The following is a 15,600-nucleotide window of genomic DNA, read 5'->3' on the forward strand; positions in this document are numbered from 1 at the left end:
GGGTAAGCGTATTGACATCTTACTTTACTGCAAATAAAGCACATAAACCTAATCTCCCTTTAAAATCAATTTCATACCAAGGTGATGCCATTTCAATTATGCATACGTTGTATTGACAACGTACTACTTTATGTAGCATCAGTAATGTGGAACTCATTGATTTTACAAGAATCGCCAGAGTGATTAATGCGGCGAGAATCCGATACCACGTCAGTGTTGCATGTTGGACATCAAACCACAGAATATAAAAAGTGATGATGTGAAGAATGACTTTGCTGGACAGAGCGCGAATATAGAATCCACGCAGCGCCGTTTTCGAGGAAAACGCGACATTAATCAGCGCGCTTTGTTTTTCTTGCACAGGGATCCCTGGCAGATACACTATCCATTCCGCACTATTCTGGCGCAACATGACGGCCTTTTTCTGGTGCAGTATATGTAGCCTCATTGACACTGCCACGGGGTAAACCAGACCCAAAATAATCAACCAGGCGGCGCTGGCCGTGATATCAATGAAGGTGAAAGCGCAGAGCAAGACGACCATAAAAAATGTTAATGGCCGCAAAAAGAGATACCAACAAAACTGGTAATTCATTGTGAGGTTACCGAACGATCCCTGTAAGGCTTTATCATAGCGTTTTACTGATAGCAGGGCATTAAGGGGAAACCTCTTTCGGAATTTATAAACGCAGAAAAGCAAAAAGCTCGCCGAAGCGAGCTTTTTAAAGGTGGCTGGGGTACGAGGATTCGAACCTCGGAATGCCGGAATCAGAATCCGGTGCCTTACCGCTTGGCGATACCCCAATTGTCGTACTTCTTGCGCTCATTAGCAGAGCGTCTTTAAAACTGGCTGGGGTACGAGGATTCGAACCTCGGAATGCCGGAATCAGAATCCGGTGCCTTACCGCTTGGCGATACCCCAACAAATTATTTTCGAACCGGTCGAATACCTCGACGCGTTCTGAATATGGTGGCTACGACGGGATTCGAACCTGTGACCCCATCATTATGAGTGATGTGCTCTAACCAACTGAGCTACGTAGCCAGATGATTTCTTCGATGGCTGGGGTACCTGGATTCGAACCAGGGAATGCCGGTATCAAAAACCGGTGCCTTACCGCTTGGCGATACCCCAATACCGTCGCGGTGAACCGCAAACTCGAAGAAATATGGCTGGGGTACCTGGATTCGAACCAGGGAATGCCGGTATCAAAAACCGGTGCCTTACCGCTTGGCGATACCCCATCCGTACAACGCTTATCGGTGAATGGTGCGGGAGGCGAGACTTGAACTCGCACACCTTGCGGCGCCAGAACCTAAATCTGGTGCGTCTACCAATTTCGCCACTCCCGCAAAAAAGATGGTGGCTACGACGGGATTCGAACCTGTGACCCCATCATTATGAGTGATGTGCTCTAACCAACTGAGCTACGTAGCCATCTTTTTTCGCGTTACCTTATCGGCGTTGCGGGGCGCATTATGCGTATTGAGCCTTGAAGCGTCAACCTCTTTTTCATCGAAAAACGTCGGAAAGTGTCTGTTTGGTTAGGTTGCGAACAGCGTGGCGCAATATTCGGCAATTATTGGTTATTAATCGTTTTTCCGAAAGTGGTTTGCTATAAAAAAAGAGCCCCTAAGGGCTCTTTCGTCATCGTTAATTTACTGGTACGCCGACTGATGCACGCCGACCGCGCGGCCTGACGGGTCATCCATCGTTTTGAATGCTTCATCCCACTCAATGGCTTTGGCGGAAGAACAGGCCACGGACGGGCCGCCGGGTACGCATTCCGCGGCGCTCGGCACCGGGAACAGCTCTTCAAAAATTTCGCGGTACAAGTACGCCTCTTTAGACGACGGCGTGTTGTATGGAAAGCGGAAGCGGGCGGTTTCCAGTTGTTGATCGGAAATCTGTTTCGCCGCCACCTCTTTTAGCGTATCGATCCAGCTGTAGCCTACGCCGTCAGAGAACTGCTCTTTCTGACGCCACGCGACGCTTGCTGGCAGATAAGACTCGAAGCACTCGCGCAGCACGTGTTTTTCCATCTTGCCGTTACCGCACATCTTATCCTGTGGGTTGATACGCATCGCCACGTCGAGGAATTTTTTATCCAGGAACGGTACGCGCGCTTCCACGCCCCAGGCGGACATCGCTTTGTTGGCGCGGGCGCAGTCATACATATGCAGCGCCTGTAGCTTACGGACCGTCTCTTCATGTAACTCTTTGGCGTTCGGCGCTTTATGGAAGTACAGGTAGCCGCCAAACACCTCATCGGAACCTTCGCCGGAGAGCACCATTTTGATGCCCATCGCTTTGATCTTACGCGACATCAGATACATTGGCGTTGAGGCGCGGATAGTGGTCACGTCATAGGTTTCAATGTGATAGATAACATCACGAATGGCATCAAGGCCTTCCTGCACGGTGAAGTGAATTTCATGATGCACGGTGCCGAGGTGGTTAGCCACTTCCTGGGCCGCCTTCAGGTCAGGCGAACCTTCCAGACCGACCGCAAAAGAGTGCAGCTGTGGCCACCAGGCTTCGGAGCGCTCCTGATCTTCGACGCGACGGGCGGCGAATTTTTTGGTGATAGCCGAGATAATCGACGAGTCCAGACCGCCGGAGAGCAGCACGCCGTAAGGGACGTCGGACATCAGGTGGCTTTTCACGGATTCTTCCAGCGCCTGGCGCAGCTCATTTTTGTCGGTAACGTTGTCTTTTACCGCATCGTAATCGAACCAGTCGCGCTGATAGTACTGACGAATTTCGCCGTCTTTGCTCCACAGGTAGCTGCCCGCCGGGAACTCTTTAATGGTGCGGCAGACCGGGGTCAGCGCTTTCATTTCTGACGCTACGTAGAAGTTGCCGAATTCGTCATAGCCCATATAGAGCGGAATAATACCGATATGGTCACGACCAATCAGATAAGCGTCTTTTTCGCTGTCATACAGGGCGAAGGCGAACATCCCCTGTAAATCGTCAAGGAAATCCGGCCCTTTTTCCTGATATAGCGCGAGGATAACTTCGCAGTCGGAGCCTGTCTGGAACGCGTAACGATCGCCATACTCCGCGCGTAATGTCTGATGGTTATAAATTTCACCGTTCACCGCCAGCACGTGGGTTTTTCTGGCGTTATACAGGGGCTGGGCGCCGGCGTTAACATCAACAATCGATAAACGTTCATGTGCGAGAATCGCGTTATCGCAAGCGTAGATGCCGGACCAGTCCGGGCCGCGATGGCGCATCAGGCGTGACAGTTCAAGGGCTTTTTTACGCAGTTCCGCTGCATCTGTTTTGATATCGAATATGCCGAAAATAGAACACATAGCCTTCTCCGTTAATCTGTTGCGTCGTACTTTTTGTGTTTGCTTGACTAAAAAATGCCGCAAAGGCGTGGAAGGCGCAAGGGGATTACGGTCTGAAAAATGAAAAATGCAATCGTCATTGTTGATTAGTGAAAAATGATTACGTATTGCGCGGATTTATTGATGGATCTTCAGTTTTATCGTGGTTTAATTGAATTATGTTTTTCCTGATGGCGTTTCGCTTATCAGACCTACAATGCTGTTCGAACCGTAGGCCTGAAAGCTATGCGTCATCAGGTAGGGGACAGGTTTAGATAACGTCGATCTCGGCGACGGAAGGGTAAATCCAGCTTGGGCGGAACGGCATACTGTCAATATCATTGATCGTTGATACGCCAGAAAGTACCAGAATGGTCTCCAGACCGGCCTGGAACCCCGCCAGAATGTCGGTGCGCAGGTTGTCGCCGACAATAACGGTCTCTTCCGAGTGCGCCTGCATTTTGTTTAACGCCGCGCGGATGATCCACGGGCTGGGTTTGCCGACATAAAACGGCTTCCGGCCGGAAATTTTTTCAATGCCTGCGCACAGCGCGCCGCAGGCCGGATAAAAGCCGCGACCGTGAGTATCCGGGTTGGTAGCGATAAAGCGCGCGCCATTGGCGACGAAAAATGCTGCTTTATGCATCATGTCCCAGTTGTAGGAGCGGGTCTCTCCAACGATGACAAAATCAGGGTTCACATCGGTAATGGTAAAACCTGCTTTATAGAGCTCGTGAATAAGCGCGCCTTCGCCCACGACATACGCTTTTTTACCTTCCTGACGGCGCAGAAAATCGGCTGTCGCCATTGCTGAAGTATAAAACACGCTGTCCGGCACGTTAACGCCAGCGGTAGCAAAACGGTTCGCCAGATCCTGGCCGGTTTGCGACGGGTAATTGGTCAGCAGCACCAGCGGCAGACCTTTTTCCAGAATCCCCGTCAGAAATTCCGCCGCACCGGGTACGGCTACGTTGTCGTGCATCAGCACGCCGTCGATATCGCAGATTACATTCTTGATGGTCATGAACTACCCAGGGAATTTGTGAATAATCCGATACTATAAGAGCGCATCAACTTTCCAGCAAACGTTGCAGCAATGTTCCGTTGAGCATGGCGCGTTTAACTAAGGCAAAAGCGCCGATGGCAGAACGGTGATCCAGCGTGGAGCGTACCACCGGCAAATTTTTGCGAAATGCCTTTAACGCCTGCGTATTGATACAGCTTTCGATAGCGGGCAACAGGACTTTATCGGCTTCAATGATCTCGCCGGCAATGACGATTTTTTGCGGATTAAACAGGTTGATAGCAATGGCGATCGTTTTGCCCAAATGGCGACCAACATGCTCAATGACTTCCGAGGCCAGGCTGTCGCCCCGGTTTGCCGCCTTACAAATGGTTTTAATCGTGCAGTCGTCAAGCGGAACACGGCTTTGATACCCTTGTTTAAGCAAATTCAGCACCCGTTGTTCAATCGCCACATTGGCGGCAATGGTTTCCAGACAGCCGAAATTACCGCAGTGGCAGCGCTCGCCCAACGGCTCCACCTGAATATGCCCAATTTCGCCGACGTTGCCGTTACGGCCAATGAAGATGCGTCCGTTGGAGATAATCCCGGCGCCTGTACCACGATGAACGCGCACCAGAATCGAGTCCTCGCAATCCTGACTGGCGCCGAAGTAGTGTTCCGCCAGCGCCAGGCTACGGATATCGTGTCCCACGAAACAGGTAACGTGAAACCGTTTTTCCAGCGCTTCGACCAGTCCCCAGTTTTCAACCTGAATGTGCGGCATGTAACGAATCACGCCGCTTTCCGGATCGACAAGCCCTGGCAGGATCACCGAGATAGCGATCAATTCACGAATTTTACGCTGACAGCTATCAATAAAGACGGCGATGGTGTTGAGCAGCGCATGTTCCAGCGTCTCCTGGGTGCGCTCCGGTAGCGGATAATGCTCCTCAGCGACCACTTTACTGCTCAGATCGTAGAGCGTTAAAGTGGTGTCATGACGGCCCAGGCGAACGCCAATGGCATGGAAGTTACGGGTTTCCGTGACGATAGAGATAGCGCGGCGGCCTCCGGTAGAGGCCTGCTGATCGACTTCTTTGATCAGCCCGCGTTCAATGAGTTGACGCGTAATTTTCGTTACGCTGGCGGGAGCAAGCTGGCTTTGCTCGGCAATTTGTATGCGCGAGATAGGACCATGCTGGTCAATCAGGCGGTAAACGGCCGCGCTGTTAAGCTGTTTTACGAGATCAACGTTACCTATCTGAGCTTGTCCGCCTGGTGTCATATTCTCACTTACTCAAGTCAACGACCTCGTCACCATTAACGATGGTCTTGATAATTTTAAAATCGTGGGTGAACGCGGTCAGGTTGGCGACTTTACCCGGCGCAATGCTACCGAGATGCTTATCAACGCCGATAGCGCGAGCCGGATAGAGCGTTGCCATGCGCAGCACTTCATCCAGCGCGATGCCGCAATGCGCGACCAGGTTGCGTACGCCTTCAATCATGGTTAAGGACGAACCGCTCAACGTACCGTTTTCATCCACACACAGTCCATTGCGGTAGTATATTGTTTTACCTGCGAAAATGAACTGCTCAATATTGGCCCCCGCCGGTGCGGTGGCGTCTGTCACCAGACAAAGTTTGTCGCCTTTAAGGCGTTTGGCATTGCGAATGTTGGCGTAGTCGACATGCAGACCATCGGCGATAACGCCGCAATAAATATCCGCTTCGTCCAGAACAGCGCCAGCAAGGCCCGGCTCACGCCCTGTAATGTACGGCATCGCGTTAAACAGATGAGTCGCAAAGGTAATCCCGGCGCGGAAGCCCGCTTTTGCCTCTTTTAACGTCGCGTTGGAGTGGCCTGCGGAAACCACAATGCCCGCATTCGCCAGTTTAGCGATTACGTCGGCAGGCACCATTTCCGGCGCGAGTGTAACTTTGGTGATGACGTCGGCATTATCGCACAAGAAATCGACCAGCGCAGCGTCTGGTTTACGCACGAAATCAGGATTATGGGTGCCTTTTTTTACCAGATTAAGCCAGGGGCCTTCCAGGTGGAGACCCAGCGCCTGGTGCGGATGTTTTTCCAGGTATTCGCGCATGACGCGAATGCCCTGTTTCATCAATTCATCGCTGGTAGTGATAAGCGTTGGCAGAAAGTTAGTACAGCCCGATTTTTCATTGGCTTTCTGCATAATTTCCAGCGTTTCAACGCTGACGGCTTCTGCGGTATCGTTAAACTGCACGCCGCCGCAGCCGTTTAGCTGCACATCAATAAAACCGGGGGAGAGAATGGCCCCATTCAATGAGCGTTGTTCTATTCCCGGCGGCAGTTCGGCCATCGGACAAACGCGGTCAATCAGGCCATTAGCGACAACAAGCGCATGGTCATCAAGAATTTCGTGACCGGTAAAGATCCGGCCCTGGGTTAAAGCATACATTCTGACCCCCGATATCAAAAATTTACCGCCCCGCATTGACTGGCGGGGCGGAGACAACATTACAGACCTTTAATATTTTCTGCTTCTAATTCATTGAAATATTTCAATGTTTTAACTTTAAGTTCCATTGTGGACGGCTCATCGCATACCACAACCGCTTTCGGATGGAGCTGCAGGCAGCTAATAGTCCACATGTGGTTGACGTTGCCTTCAACCGCCGCCTGCAGCGCCTGGGCTTTCTGATGGCCCAGCACCAGAATCATCACTTCTTCCGCATCCAGCAGCGTGCCCACGCCTACCGTCAGCGCGTATTTCGGCACCTGGTTTACGTCGCCGTCAAAGAAGCGGGAGTTCGCTACGCGAGTATCATGGGTTAACGTTTTGATACGGGTACGGGAAGCCAGGGAAGACGCCGGTTCGTTAAAGGCGATGTGACCGTCGTTGCCGACGCCGCCCATAAACAGATGGATTTTACCGTAAGAACGAATTTTTTCTTCATATTGACGGCATTCTGCATCGATATCTGGTGCGTTACCGTTGAGAAGATTGATGTTTTCTGCTGGAATATCAACGTGATCGAAAAAGTTACGATGCATAAAGCTGTGGTAGCTTTCCGGGTGCTCTTTCGGCAGGCCAACATATTCGTCCATATTAAAGGTGACTACATGCTTAAAGCTGACCTCGCCCGCTTTGTGCATCTCAACCAGCGCTTTGTACGCCGTTAGCGGCGTGCCGCCGGTAGGCAGTCCAAGGACAAACGGACGATCGGCGGTCGGTTTGAACGCATTAATACGGTTAACGATATGGCGAGCGGCCCATTTGCCAACCTGTTCTGCGGTACTCAGGGGGATCAGTCTCATTCTTCACCTCAATAATCAATGTCAAAATTTGGCGGATCGTATTAAGCGTAACCTGGATATCCAGGGTTCGTGTTCAATCCGTCCTGATTTTTTGAATCATAAAATAAGTTTTCCGTGTTAGCCAGTGGATGGTGGGGGTAATTACGATATTTAGTGATTATAATCACAAAAAACACCCGTTTAATTTGCGAGGCGAATTAATTTTCCACACACTCTGCAGAAGATGATCTCACCGTTCGATTACAGAACATCACGTTTTTAACGTTTGCAGCACAATAAAAAACGGCTTCAAAGAAGCCATATCGGCGTCTCGTAGGGGGAATAAGATGAATATTTTAGGTTTTTTCCAGCGGCTGGGTAGGGCGTTGCAGCTCCCTATCGCCGTGTTGCCGGTGGCAGCGTTGTTGCTGCGATTCGGCCAACCAGATTTGCTGAATATGCCGTTTATCGCGCAAGCGGGCGGGTCTATTTTCGATAACCTGGCGCTGGTTTTCGCTATCGGCGTGGCATCCAGTTGGTCTAAAGATAGCGCGGGCGCGGCAGCGCTGGCGGGAGCCGTGGGTTACTTCGTCATGACCAAAGCGATGGTGACGATTAACCCGGAAATCAACATGGGCGTGCTGGCGGGGATTATTACCGGTCTGGTCGGCGGCGCGGTTTATAATCGCTGGTCTGGTATCAAACTGCCTGATTTTCTCAGTTTCTTCGGTGGAAAACGTTTTGTGCCGATCGCAACGGGCTTTTTCTGTCTGGTGCTGGCCGCTATTTTCGGTTACGTCTGGCCGCCGGTACAGCATGGCATCCATGCGGGCGGTGAATGGATCGTTTCCGCAGGCGCGCTGGGTTCCGGTATCTTTGGCTTCATCAACCGTCTGCTGATCCCAACCGGTCTGCATCAGGTACTGAACACCATCGCCTGGTTCCAGATTGGCGAATTCACCAATGCCGCAGGCACTGTATTCCACGGCGACATCAACCGCTTCTATGCTGGCGACGGCACGGCGGGGATGTTTATGTCCGGCTTCTTCCCGATCATGATGTTTGGTCTGCCGGGCGCCGCTCTGGCGATGTATTTCGCCGCGCCGAAAGAACGTCGTCCGATGGTGGGCGGTATGCTGCTGTCTGTCGCGATTACCGCGTTTCTGACCGGCGTAACCGAGCCGCTGGAATTCCTGTTTATGTTCCTGGCGCCGCTGCTGTACCTCCTGCACGCCATTTTGACCGGTATCAGCCTGTTCGTCGCGACGCTGCTGGGTATCCATGCAGGCTTCTCTTTCTCGGCAGGCGCGATCGACTATGTTCTGATGTATAACCTGCCAGCGGCCAGCAATAACGTCTGGATGTTGCTGGTGATGGGCGTTGTATTCTTTATCATCTACTTCCTGCTGTTCAGCGCGGTTATTCGTATGTTTAACCTGAAAACGCCGGGCCGCGAAGATAAAGTTGATGAGATGGTAACGGAAGAAGCCAACAGCAACACCGAAGAAGGGTTAACGCAACTGGCGACCAGCTATATTGCTGCGGTTGGCGGTACGGACAACCTGAAAGCGATCGATGCGTGTATTACCCGTCTGCGCCTGACCGTGAATGACTCTGCTCGTGTCAACGATGCGGCCTGCAAACGCCTCGGCGCTTCCGGCGTGGTGAAACTGAACAAACAGACCATTCAGGTTATTGTCGGCGCGAAAGCGGAATCGATTGGCGATGAAATGAAGAAAGTGGTGGCGCGGGGACCGGTCGCGGCAGCGTCTGCTGATGCGGCTCACGTTGCAACACCTGCTCCGGCGGCCAAACCCCAGGCGGTGCCGAATGCGGTGACTATCGCTGAACTGGTCTCTCCGATTACCGGTGAGGTAGTGGCGCTGGATCAGGTACCGGATGAAGCTTTCGCCAGCAAAGCGGTCGGCGACGGCGTAGCGGTGAAACCCACCGATAAAACCGTGGTTTCTCCGGCGGCGGGTACTATTGTGAAAATCTTCAACACTAACCACGCGTTCTGTCTGGAAACCGAAAAAGGCGCGGAGATCGTTGTCCATATGGGTATCGATACTGTCGCGCTGAACGGTCAGGGCTTCAAGCGTCTGGTAGAAGAGGGTGCGGAAGTCACGGCGGGTCAGCCGGTTCTGGAACTGGATCTGGACTTCCTGAATGCCAATGCGCGTTCCATGATAAGCCCGGTTGTTTGCAGCAACAGCGATGACTTCAGCGCTCTGGTCATCAAAGCGGATGGTCACGTGGTAGCGGGTCAAACGCCGCTGTACGAGATCAAGAGCAAATAATCGCTTCCTGGCCGGATAAGGCGTAAGACGTCATCCGGCGATATCACAGAAAACATAAGCGGCAGAGGGAAACCTTCGCCGCTTTTTTTTACCGCAATTAGCCCCAATATTTTCTGCAAAGCCACTTTTTAAGTAACTAAAGGTTGTCAGTCTGTCCGGCTTATAAGATCATATGCCGTTATACGTTGTTTACGCTTTGAGGAATCCACGATGAGTGAGGCTGAAGCCCGCCCGACTAACTTTATTCGTCAGATTATTGATGAAGATCTGGCGAGTGGTAAACATACCACTGTCCATACCCGTTTTCCGCCGGAGCCGAATGGCTATCTGCACATCGGCCACGCGAAATCTATCTGCCTGAACTTTGGCATCGCGCAAGATTATCAGGGCCAGTGCAACCTGCGTTTCGATGACACCAACCCGGTAAAAGAAGATATCGAGTACGTTGATTCGATTAAAAACGACGTCGAGTGGTTAGGCTTTCACTGGTCTGGCGATATTCGCTACTCCTCCGATTACTTTGACCAACTGCACGCCTATGCGGTCGAGCTAATCAATAAAGGCCTGGCCTACGTTGATGAGCTGACGCCGGAGCAGATCCGCGAATACCGCGGTACGCTGACCGCGCCGGGTAAAAACAGCCCGTTCCGCGATCGCAGCGTCGAAGAGAACCTCGCGCTATTTGAAAAAATGCGTACCGGCGGTTTTGAAGAGGGTAAAGCCTGTCTGCGCGCTAAAATCGACATGGCGTCGCCGTTTATCGTGATGCGCGATCCGGTGCTGTATCGCATTAAATTCGCCGAGCATCATCAGACCGGCAACAAGTGGTGCATCTACCCGATGTACGACTTTACTCACTGCATCAGCGATGCGCTGGAAGGTATTACTCATTCTCTGTGTACGCTGGAGTTCCAGGACAACCGTCGTCTGTACGACTGGGTACTGGACAACATCACCATTCCGGTTCACCCGCGCCAGTACGAATTCTCGCGGCTGAATCTGGAATATACCGTGATGTCCAAGCGTAAGCTGAACCTGCTGGTGACCGACAAACACGTTGAAGGCTGGGATGATCCGCGTATGCCGACTATTTCCGGTCTGCGCCGTCGCGGCTATACCGCGGCTTCTATTCGTGAGTTCTGCAAACGCATCGGCGTCACCAAGCAGGACAACACCATTGAGATGGCGTCGCTGGAATCCTGCATTCGCGAAGATCTGAACGAAAACGCGCCGCGCGCGATGGCGGTAATCGATCCGGTAAAACTGGTTATCGAAAACTACCCGCAGGGTGAGAGCGAAATGGTTACCATGCCTAACCATCCGAATAAACCGGAGATGGGCAGCCGTGAAGTGCCGTTTAGCGGTGAGATCTGGATCGATCGCGCAGATTTCCGCGAAGAAGCGAACAAGCAGTACAAGCGTCTGGTGATGGGCAAAGAAGTGCGTCTGCGTAATGCCTACGTCATTAAAGCGGAGCGCGTAGAGAAGGATGCCGAAGGGAATATCACCACCATCTTCTGTACCTATGATGCCGATACGCTGAGTAAAGATCCGGCTGACGGGCGTAAAGTGAAAGGCGTAATCCACTGGGTTAGCGCAGCACATGCGCTGCCGATTGAAATTCGTCTCTACGACCGTCTGTTCAGCGTGCCGAACCCGGGCGCCGCGGAGGACTTCCTGTCCGTTATCAACCCCGAATCATTAGTGATTAAGCAGGGTTATGGTGAGCCGTCGCTGAAAGCGGCGGTAGCAGGGAAAGCTTTCCAGTTTGAACGTGAAGGCTACTTCTGCCTCGACAGCCGCTATGCAACGGCCGATAAGCTGGTCTTTAACCGCACTGTGGGCCTGCGTGATACCTGGGCGAAAGCGGGCGAATAAGCACTGCGCCAACAGGCGAATGCTGTAAAAATACCTTGTCAACGCCGCGTTTTGCGGCGTTTTTTCTCTGCATTTCCAAGAGCCTATCCCATTAGGGCTATTTTACTTGCCATTTTGGACCTGGGCAGTGCTCAAAATCCTCACGTACTACGTGTACGCTCCGGTTTTTGCGCGCTGTCCGTGTCCAAACTGGCTGCGCCAATAACGCCTGGTGGGATAGGCTCTAAGTCGATTCTCTTTTTTGCGAGGCGAATTAATTATTCTCTGAAAATTATTGATCTGATAAATGATTATTAATCTAAATGTTATAAGCGTCAGGTCAACAGGAGACAATTATTTTCATGCCTATGGAAAACAAGTCAATTTTCTTTCTGGCGGTCTGCTTCCCCCACCAGCAGTCGAATGTAACAGAAAGCAATTAAATATGTGCGGTTGCTCATATTATTACATACTGGTTACAGAAAGAGATTGATAATTCGCATCGCGAAAAATAGTCTATTTAACGTAGTAAATGAGGTTTCTCAGCGCTACTTTTTATTTTTATTTTTTCGCTGTTCGCTTTTGTCGGCAGCAATTTATACGTCAAAGAGGATTAACTTATGCGTACGTTTAGTGGCAAACGTAGTACGCTGGCTCTGGCTATCGCCGGTATCACAGCAATGTCGGGGTGGATCGTTGTTCCGCAGGCGCAAGCCTCCGGCTTTTTCGACGACTCCACGTTAACGGGCGGCATCTATTATTGGCAGCGTGAACGCGATCGCAAAGATGTGACCGACGGCGACAAATATAAAACTAACCTTTCTCATGCGACCTGGAACGCTAACCTGGATTTTCAGTCTGGTTACGCCGCGGATATGTTCGGTCTGGATATCGCGGCGTTTACCGCGATTGAAATGGCAGAAAACGGCGACAGCGGTCATCCAAACGAAATTGCCTTCTCGAAAAAGAATAAAGGCTACGACGAAGACTATTCCGGCGATAAGAGCGGTATCAGTCTTTATAAAGCCGCAGCGAAATTTAAATATGGCCCGGTCTGGGCGCGCGCCGGTTATATTCAGCCTACCGGTCAGACGCTGTTAGCGCCGCACTGGAGTTTTATGCCGGGTACCTATCAGGGTGCGGAAGCCGGCGCCAGTTTTGACTATGGCGATGCGGGCGCGTTAAGTTTTTCCTACATGTGGACTAACGAATATAAAGCGCCGTGGCATACCGAAATGGATAAGTTTTATCAGGCGGATAAAAAAACCAATGTGGATTATCTCCACTCTATCGGCGCGAAGTACGACTTTAAAAATGATCTGGTACTGGAAGCGGCGTTTGGTCAGTCCGAAGGCTATGTCGATCAATATTTCGCAAAGGCCAGCTATAAATTTGATTTAGGCGGCAATCCGTTCACCACCAGTTACCAGTTCTACGGCGCGCGCGACAAAGTAGACGATCGCAGCGTGAATGATATTTACGACGGTACGGCCTGGTTGCAGGCGTTGACCTTCGGCTACAAAATCGCGGAAGTGGTTGACCTGCGTCTGGAAGGCACCTGGGTGAAAGCGGACGGTCAGCAGGGCTATTTTCTGCAACGTATGACGCCAACCTACGCCTCTTCAAACGGTCGTCTGGATATCTGGTGGGATAACCGCTCCGACTTTAACGCTAACGGTGAAAAGGCGGTTTTCTTCGGCGCGATGTATGACCTGAAAAACTGGAATCTGCCGGGCTGGGCTGTGGGCGCGTCTTATGTTTACGCCTGGGATGCTAAACCGGCAACCTGGCAAAGTAACCCGGATGCTTACTACGACAAAAACCGCACTATCGAAGAGTCCTCATACAGTCTGGATGCGGTCTATACCCTGCAGGAGGGGCGTGCCAAAGGCACCATGTTCAAACTGCACTTCACCGAATATGACAACCACTCCAATATTCCAAGCTGGGGCGGTGGTTACGGCAACATCTTCCAGGATGAGCGTGACGTGAAATTTATCGTTATTGCGCCATTCACTATTTTCTGATGTCAGATGCGGCAGGCTGCCGGTCTGCCGCGCTGTTGAGGAACGACCTATGAAAAAAATTTTACTCATCGCCAGCATGACCGCCGGTTTGACGGCCTGCGCGTCATCACCCGCGCCGGAAGAAGATAGTCGGCTGAAAGAGGCGTACAGCGCCTGTATCAATACCGCACAGGGCTCGCCTGAGAAGATAGAGGCCTGCCAAAGCGTGCTGAATGTCCTTAAAAAAGAGCGCAAACATCAGCAATTTGCTAACGAAGAAAGCGTGCGGGTACTGGACTATCAGCAGTGCATTCAGGCGACGCGCACGGGTAACGATCAGGCGGTCAAGGCTGACTGCGATAAGGTCTGGCAGGAAATTCGCAGTCATAATAACGTGCAATAAAACCCTGCCTTGCCACCCACGGGCGAATGTTTTCCGCCCGTGGTTTTTTCAGGCTTTATTTTCTGCCGCGATATAGCCGCGACTCAGACGTACAAACAGCATCGCCGTCGCGGCAAGTCCACATAACGCTGCGCACATCAGCCACCAGCCGGGCGAGCTTTTATCGCCGGTTAACTTTACCAGCGCGGTAGAGATGGCCGGCGTCAGGCCGCCAAAAATTGCCGTCGCCAGGCTAAAGGCCAGCGAGAAACCAACGGTACGCACATAGACTGGCATCACTTCGGTTAACGCCGCGACCATTGCGCCGTTATACATGCCAAAAAAGAAAGAGAACCACAGCAGTACCAGCGTCATGCGGGTAAAGTCGGGCGCGGCGGTCAGCCACTGCATGACGGGCCAGGTGGTGATCAGCGCCAGCAACGTAATGCCCATTAACACGGCGCGACGGCCAATCCGGTCGGAAATCGCGCCGCCAATGGGTAACCAGATAAAATTGGACACCCCCACTAACATGGTGACGATCAAACTGTCCCGCGCGCTGAGATTAAGCACGGTTCTGCCATAGGTCGGCGTATAAACGGTGATAAAATAAAACGTTGTGGTGGTCATCGCCACCAGCAGCGTTCCGGCCGTAATAATGCGCCAGTTTTTGGCGATAGTTGCAAAAATTTCCCTGGTGTCGGGGCGATGCTTGCGTTGTAAAAACGCTTCTGTTTCTTGTAATGAACGACGTAAAACAAAAATCAGCGGAATGATCATACAGCCGATAAAGAACGGAATTCGCCAGCCCCACTCCGATATCGCGTCGTGTCCCAGCGTGATATTCAGGCTATAACCAATCAACGCGGCGACAACGATCGCGACCTGCTGACTGGCAGATTGCCAGCTGGTATAAAACCCTTTATTGCCTGGCGTTGCGATTTCGGACAGATAGACTGAGACGCCGCCTAACTCAACGCCCGCAGAAAATCCTTGTAATAACCGGCCCAACAGCACCAACGCAGGCGCTGCCAGGCCGATCGTTTGGTAGCCGGGGACGAGGGCGATGAGCAACGTACCGCAGCCCATAATCGCCAGCGTCACCATCAGCCCTTTACGACGTCCGATTCTATCAATATAGGCGCCAAGCACAATCGCGCCGACGGGGCGCATTAAAAAACCGGAGCCAAAGACGGCAAAGGTCAACATTAATGAGGCAAATTCGCTTTCCGCCGGAAAAAACGTTTTGGCGATATAGGTGGCGTAAAATCCGAACAAGAAAAAATCAAACTGTTCAAGAAAATTGCCGCTTGTCACGCGCAGTATTGCGCCGAACGTGCCGGCGCGCGATGTTGCAGGTGTGTGTTGTGCCATAGGGTTTGCTCTCCACTGTCTTTATTGTTTTATGGGTAAGATGTTGCGGG

General features: G+C 51.8%; 11 protein-coding genes and 7 tRNA genes. 4 read left to right on the top strand and 14 right to left on the bottom strand.

Annotation, left to right across the window (positions count from 1 at the left end; translation table 11 throughout):
- Positions 1 to 19: 19 nt before the first annotated feature.
- The 13 genes from NAZ64_RS08940 to nagB all read right to left on the bottom strand — a co-directional run bounded on the left by NAZ64_RS08940 (position 20) and on the right by nagB (position 7,652).
- Positions 20 to 595 (bottom strand): hypothetical protein, encoded by a 576-nt coding sequence (locus NAZ64_RS08940; RefSeq protein WP_017441670.1) that lies wholly within the window; start codon positions 593 to 595, stop codon positions 20 to 22.
- A 134-nt stretch (positions 596 to 729) separates the two neighbouring features.
- A tRNA-Gln gene (locus NAZ64_RS08945) sits at positions 730 to 804 on the bottom strand.
- Between the two features lie 43 nt (positions 805 to 847).
- Positions 848 to 922, bottom strand: a tRNA-Gln gene (locus NAZ64_RS08950).
- Between the two features lie 46 nt (positions 923 to 968).
- Positions 969 to 1,045 (bottom strand) — tRNA-Met (locus NAZ64_RS08955).
- A gap of 15 nt (positions 1,046 to 1,060) precedes the next feature.
- Positions 1,061 to 1,135, bottom strand: a tRNA-Gln gene (locus tag NAZ64_RS08960).
- 35 nt (positions 1,136 to 1,170) lie between these two features.
- Positions 1,171 to 1,245: transfer RNA gene (locus NAZ64_RS08965), tRNA-Gln, on the bottom strand.
- Between the two features lie 23 nt (positions 1,246 to 1,268).
- Positions 1,269 to 1,353 (bottom strand) — tRNA-Leu (locus tag NAZ64_RS08970).
- 8 nt (positions 1,354 to 1,361) lie between these two features.
- Positions 1,362 to 1,438: transfer RNA gene (locus tag NAZ64_RS08975), tRNA-Met, on the bottom strand.
- Positions 1,439 to 1,659: 221 nt separating this feature from the next.
- Positions 1,660 to 3,324 carry an asparagine synthase B gene (gene asnB, locus NAZ64_RS08980; RefSeq protein WP_024798322.1) on the bottom strand — a complete coding sequence of 555 codons (1,665 nt, stop codon included), beginning with the start codon at positions 3,322 to 3,324 and terminating at the stop codon, positions 1,660 to 1,662.
- Between the two features lie 289 nt (positions 3,325 to 3,613).
- Positions 3,614 to 4,366 carry a ribonucleotide monophosphatase NagD gene (gene nagD / locus NAZ64_RS08985; protein ID WP_000153143.1) on the bottom strand — a complete coding sequence of 251 codons (753 nt, stop codon included), beginning with the start codon at positions 4,364 to 4,366 and terminating at the stop codon, positions 3,614 to 3,616.
- A gap of 46 nt (positions 4,367 to 4,412) precedes the next feature.
- Positions 4,413 to 5,633 carry a DNA-binding transcriptional regulator NagC gene (gene nagC, locus NAZ64_RS08990; protein WP_000187579.1) on the bottom strand — a complete coding sequence of 407 codons (1,221 nt, stop codon included), beginning with the start codon at positions 5,631 to 5,633 and terminating at the stop codon, positions 4,413 to 4,415.
- 4 nt (positions 5,634 to 5,637) lie between these two features.
- Positions 5,638 to 6,792, bottom strand: coding sequence for an N-acetylglucosamine-6-phosphate deacetylase (nagA, locus tag NAZ64_RS08995; protein ID WP_000271186.1), 1,155 nt, complete (start codon positions 6,790 to 6,792; stop codon positions 5,638 to 5,640).
- Between the two features lie 59 nt (positions 6,793 to 6,851).
- Positions 6,852 to 7,652 carry a glucosamine-6-phosphate deaminase gene (gene nagB, locus NAZ64_RS09000; RefSeq protein WP_001237059.1) on the bottom strand — a complete coding sequence of 267 codons (801 nt, stop codon included), beginning with the start codon at positions 7,650 to 7,652 and terminating at the stop codon, positions 6,852 to 6,854.
- A gap of 326 nt (positions 7,653 to 7,978) precedes the next feature.
- Here nagB and nagE point away from each other — a divergent pair, with 326 nt between their 5' ends.
- From nagE to NAZ64_RS09020, 4 genes are all read left to right on the top strand, one after another.
- Entirely contained in the window at positions 7,979 to 9,931 is a 1,953-nt protein-coding gene (gene nagE, locus NAZ64_RS09005; RefSeq protein ID WP_001023069.1) for a PTS N-acetyl glucosamine transporter subunit IIABC, read from the top strand.
- Positions 9,932 to 10,141: 210 nt separating this feature from the next.
- A complete protein-coding gene (glnS, locus tag NAZ64_RS09010) occupies positions 10,142 to 11,809 on the top strand; it encodes a glutamine--tRNA ligase (protein ID WP_001287181.1) in 1,668 nt (555 codons plus the stop codon).
- A 599-nt stretch (positions 11,810 to 12,408) separates the two neighbouring features.
- On the top strand, positions 12,409 to 13,815 hold the full coding sequence (gene chiP / locus NAZ64_RS09015; RefSeq protein WP_024798324.1) for a chitoporin ChiP: 1,407 nt from the start codon (positions 12,409 to 12,411) through the stop codon (positions 13,813 to 13,815).
- 49 nt (positions 13,816 to 13,864) lie between these two features.
- On the top strand, positions 13,865 to 14,197 hold the full coding sequence (locus NAZ64_RS09020; protein ID WP_000722260.1) for a ChiQ/YbfN family lipoprotein: 333 nt from the start codon (positions 13,865 to 13,867) through the stop codon (positions 14,195 to 14,197).
- A 48-nt stretch (positions 14,198 to 14,245) separates the two neighbouring features.
- Here NAZ64_RS09020 and tcuC read toward each other — a convergent pair whose 3' ends face one another.
- Positions 14,246 to 15,550: a tricarballylate/proton symporter TcuC gene (tcuC, locus tag NAZ64_RS09025; protein ID WP_000057011.1), complete on the bottom strand. Its 1,305-nt coding sequence runs from the start codon at positions 15,548 to 15,550 to the stop codon at positions 14,246 to 14,248.
- Between the last annotated feature and the right edge of the window lie 50 nt (positions 15,551 to 15,600).

The sequence above is a fragment of the Salmonella sp. A1325 genome (genome assembly GCF_056991255.1).

Excerpts from the sequence above, each read along its gene's own strand:
- NAZ64_RS08940 (WP_017441670.1), bottom strand. The coding sequence starts at position 595 with ATGAATTACCAGTTTTGTTGGTATCTCTTTTTGCGGCCATTAACATTT.
- asnB (WP_024798322.1), bottom strand. The coding sequence starts at position 3,324 with ATGTGTTCTATTTTCGGCATATTCGATATCAAAACAGATGCAGCGGAA.
- nagD (WP_000153143.1), bottom strand. The coding sequence starts at position 4,366 with ATGACCATCAAGAATGTAATCTGCGATATCGACGGCGTGCTGATGCAC.
- nagC (WP_000187579.1), bottom strand. The coding sequence starts at position 5,633 with ATGACACCAGGCGGACAAGCTCAGATAGGTAACGTTGATCTCGTAAAA.
- nagA (WP_000271186.1), bottom strand. The coding sequence starts at position 6,792 with ATGTATGCTTTAACCCAGGGCCGGATCTTTACCGGTCACGAAATTCTT.
- nagB (WP_001237059.1), bottom strand. The coding sequence starts at position 7,652 with ATGAGACTGATCCCCCTGAGTACCGCAGAACAGGTTGGCAAATGGGCC.
- nagE (WP_001023069.1), top strand. The coding sequence starts at position 7,979 with ATGAATATTTTAGGTTTTTTCCAGCGGCTGGGTAGGGCGTTGCAGCTC.
- glnS (WP_001287181.1), top strand. The coding sequence starts at position 10,142 with ATGAGTGAGGCTGAAGCCCGCCCGACTAACTTTATTCGTCAGATTATT.
- chiP (WP_024798324.1), top strand. The coding sequence starts at position 12,409 with ATGCGTACGTTTAGTGGCAAACGTAGTACGCTGGCTCTGGCTATCGCC.
- NAZ64_RS09020 (WP_000722260.1), top strand. The coding sequence starts at position 13,865 with ATGAAAAAAATTTTACTCATCGCCAGCATGACCGCCGGTTTGACGGCC.
- tcuC (WP_000057011.1), bottom strand. The coding sequence starts at position 15,550 with ATGGCACAACACACACCTGCAACATCGCGCGCCGGCACGTTCGGCGCA.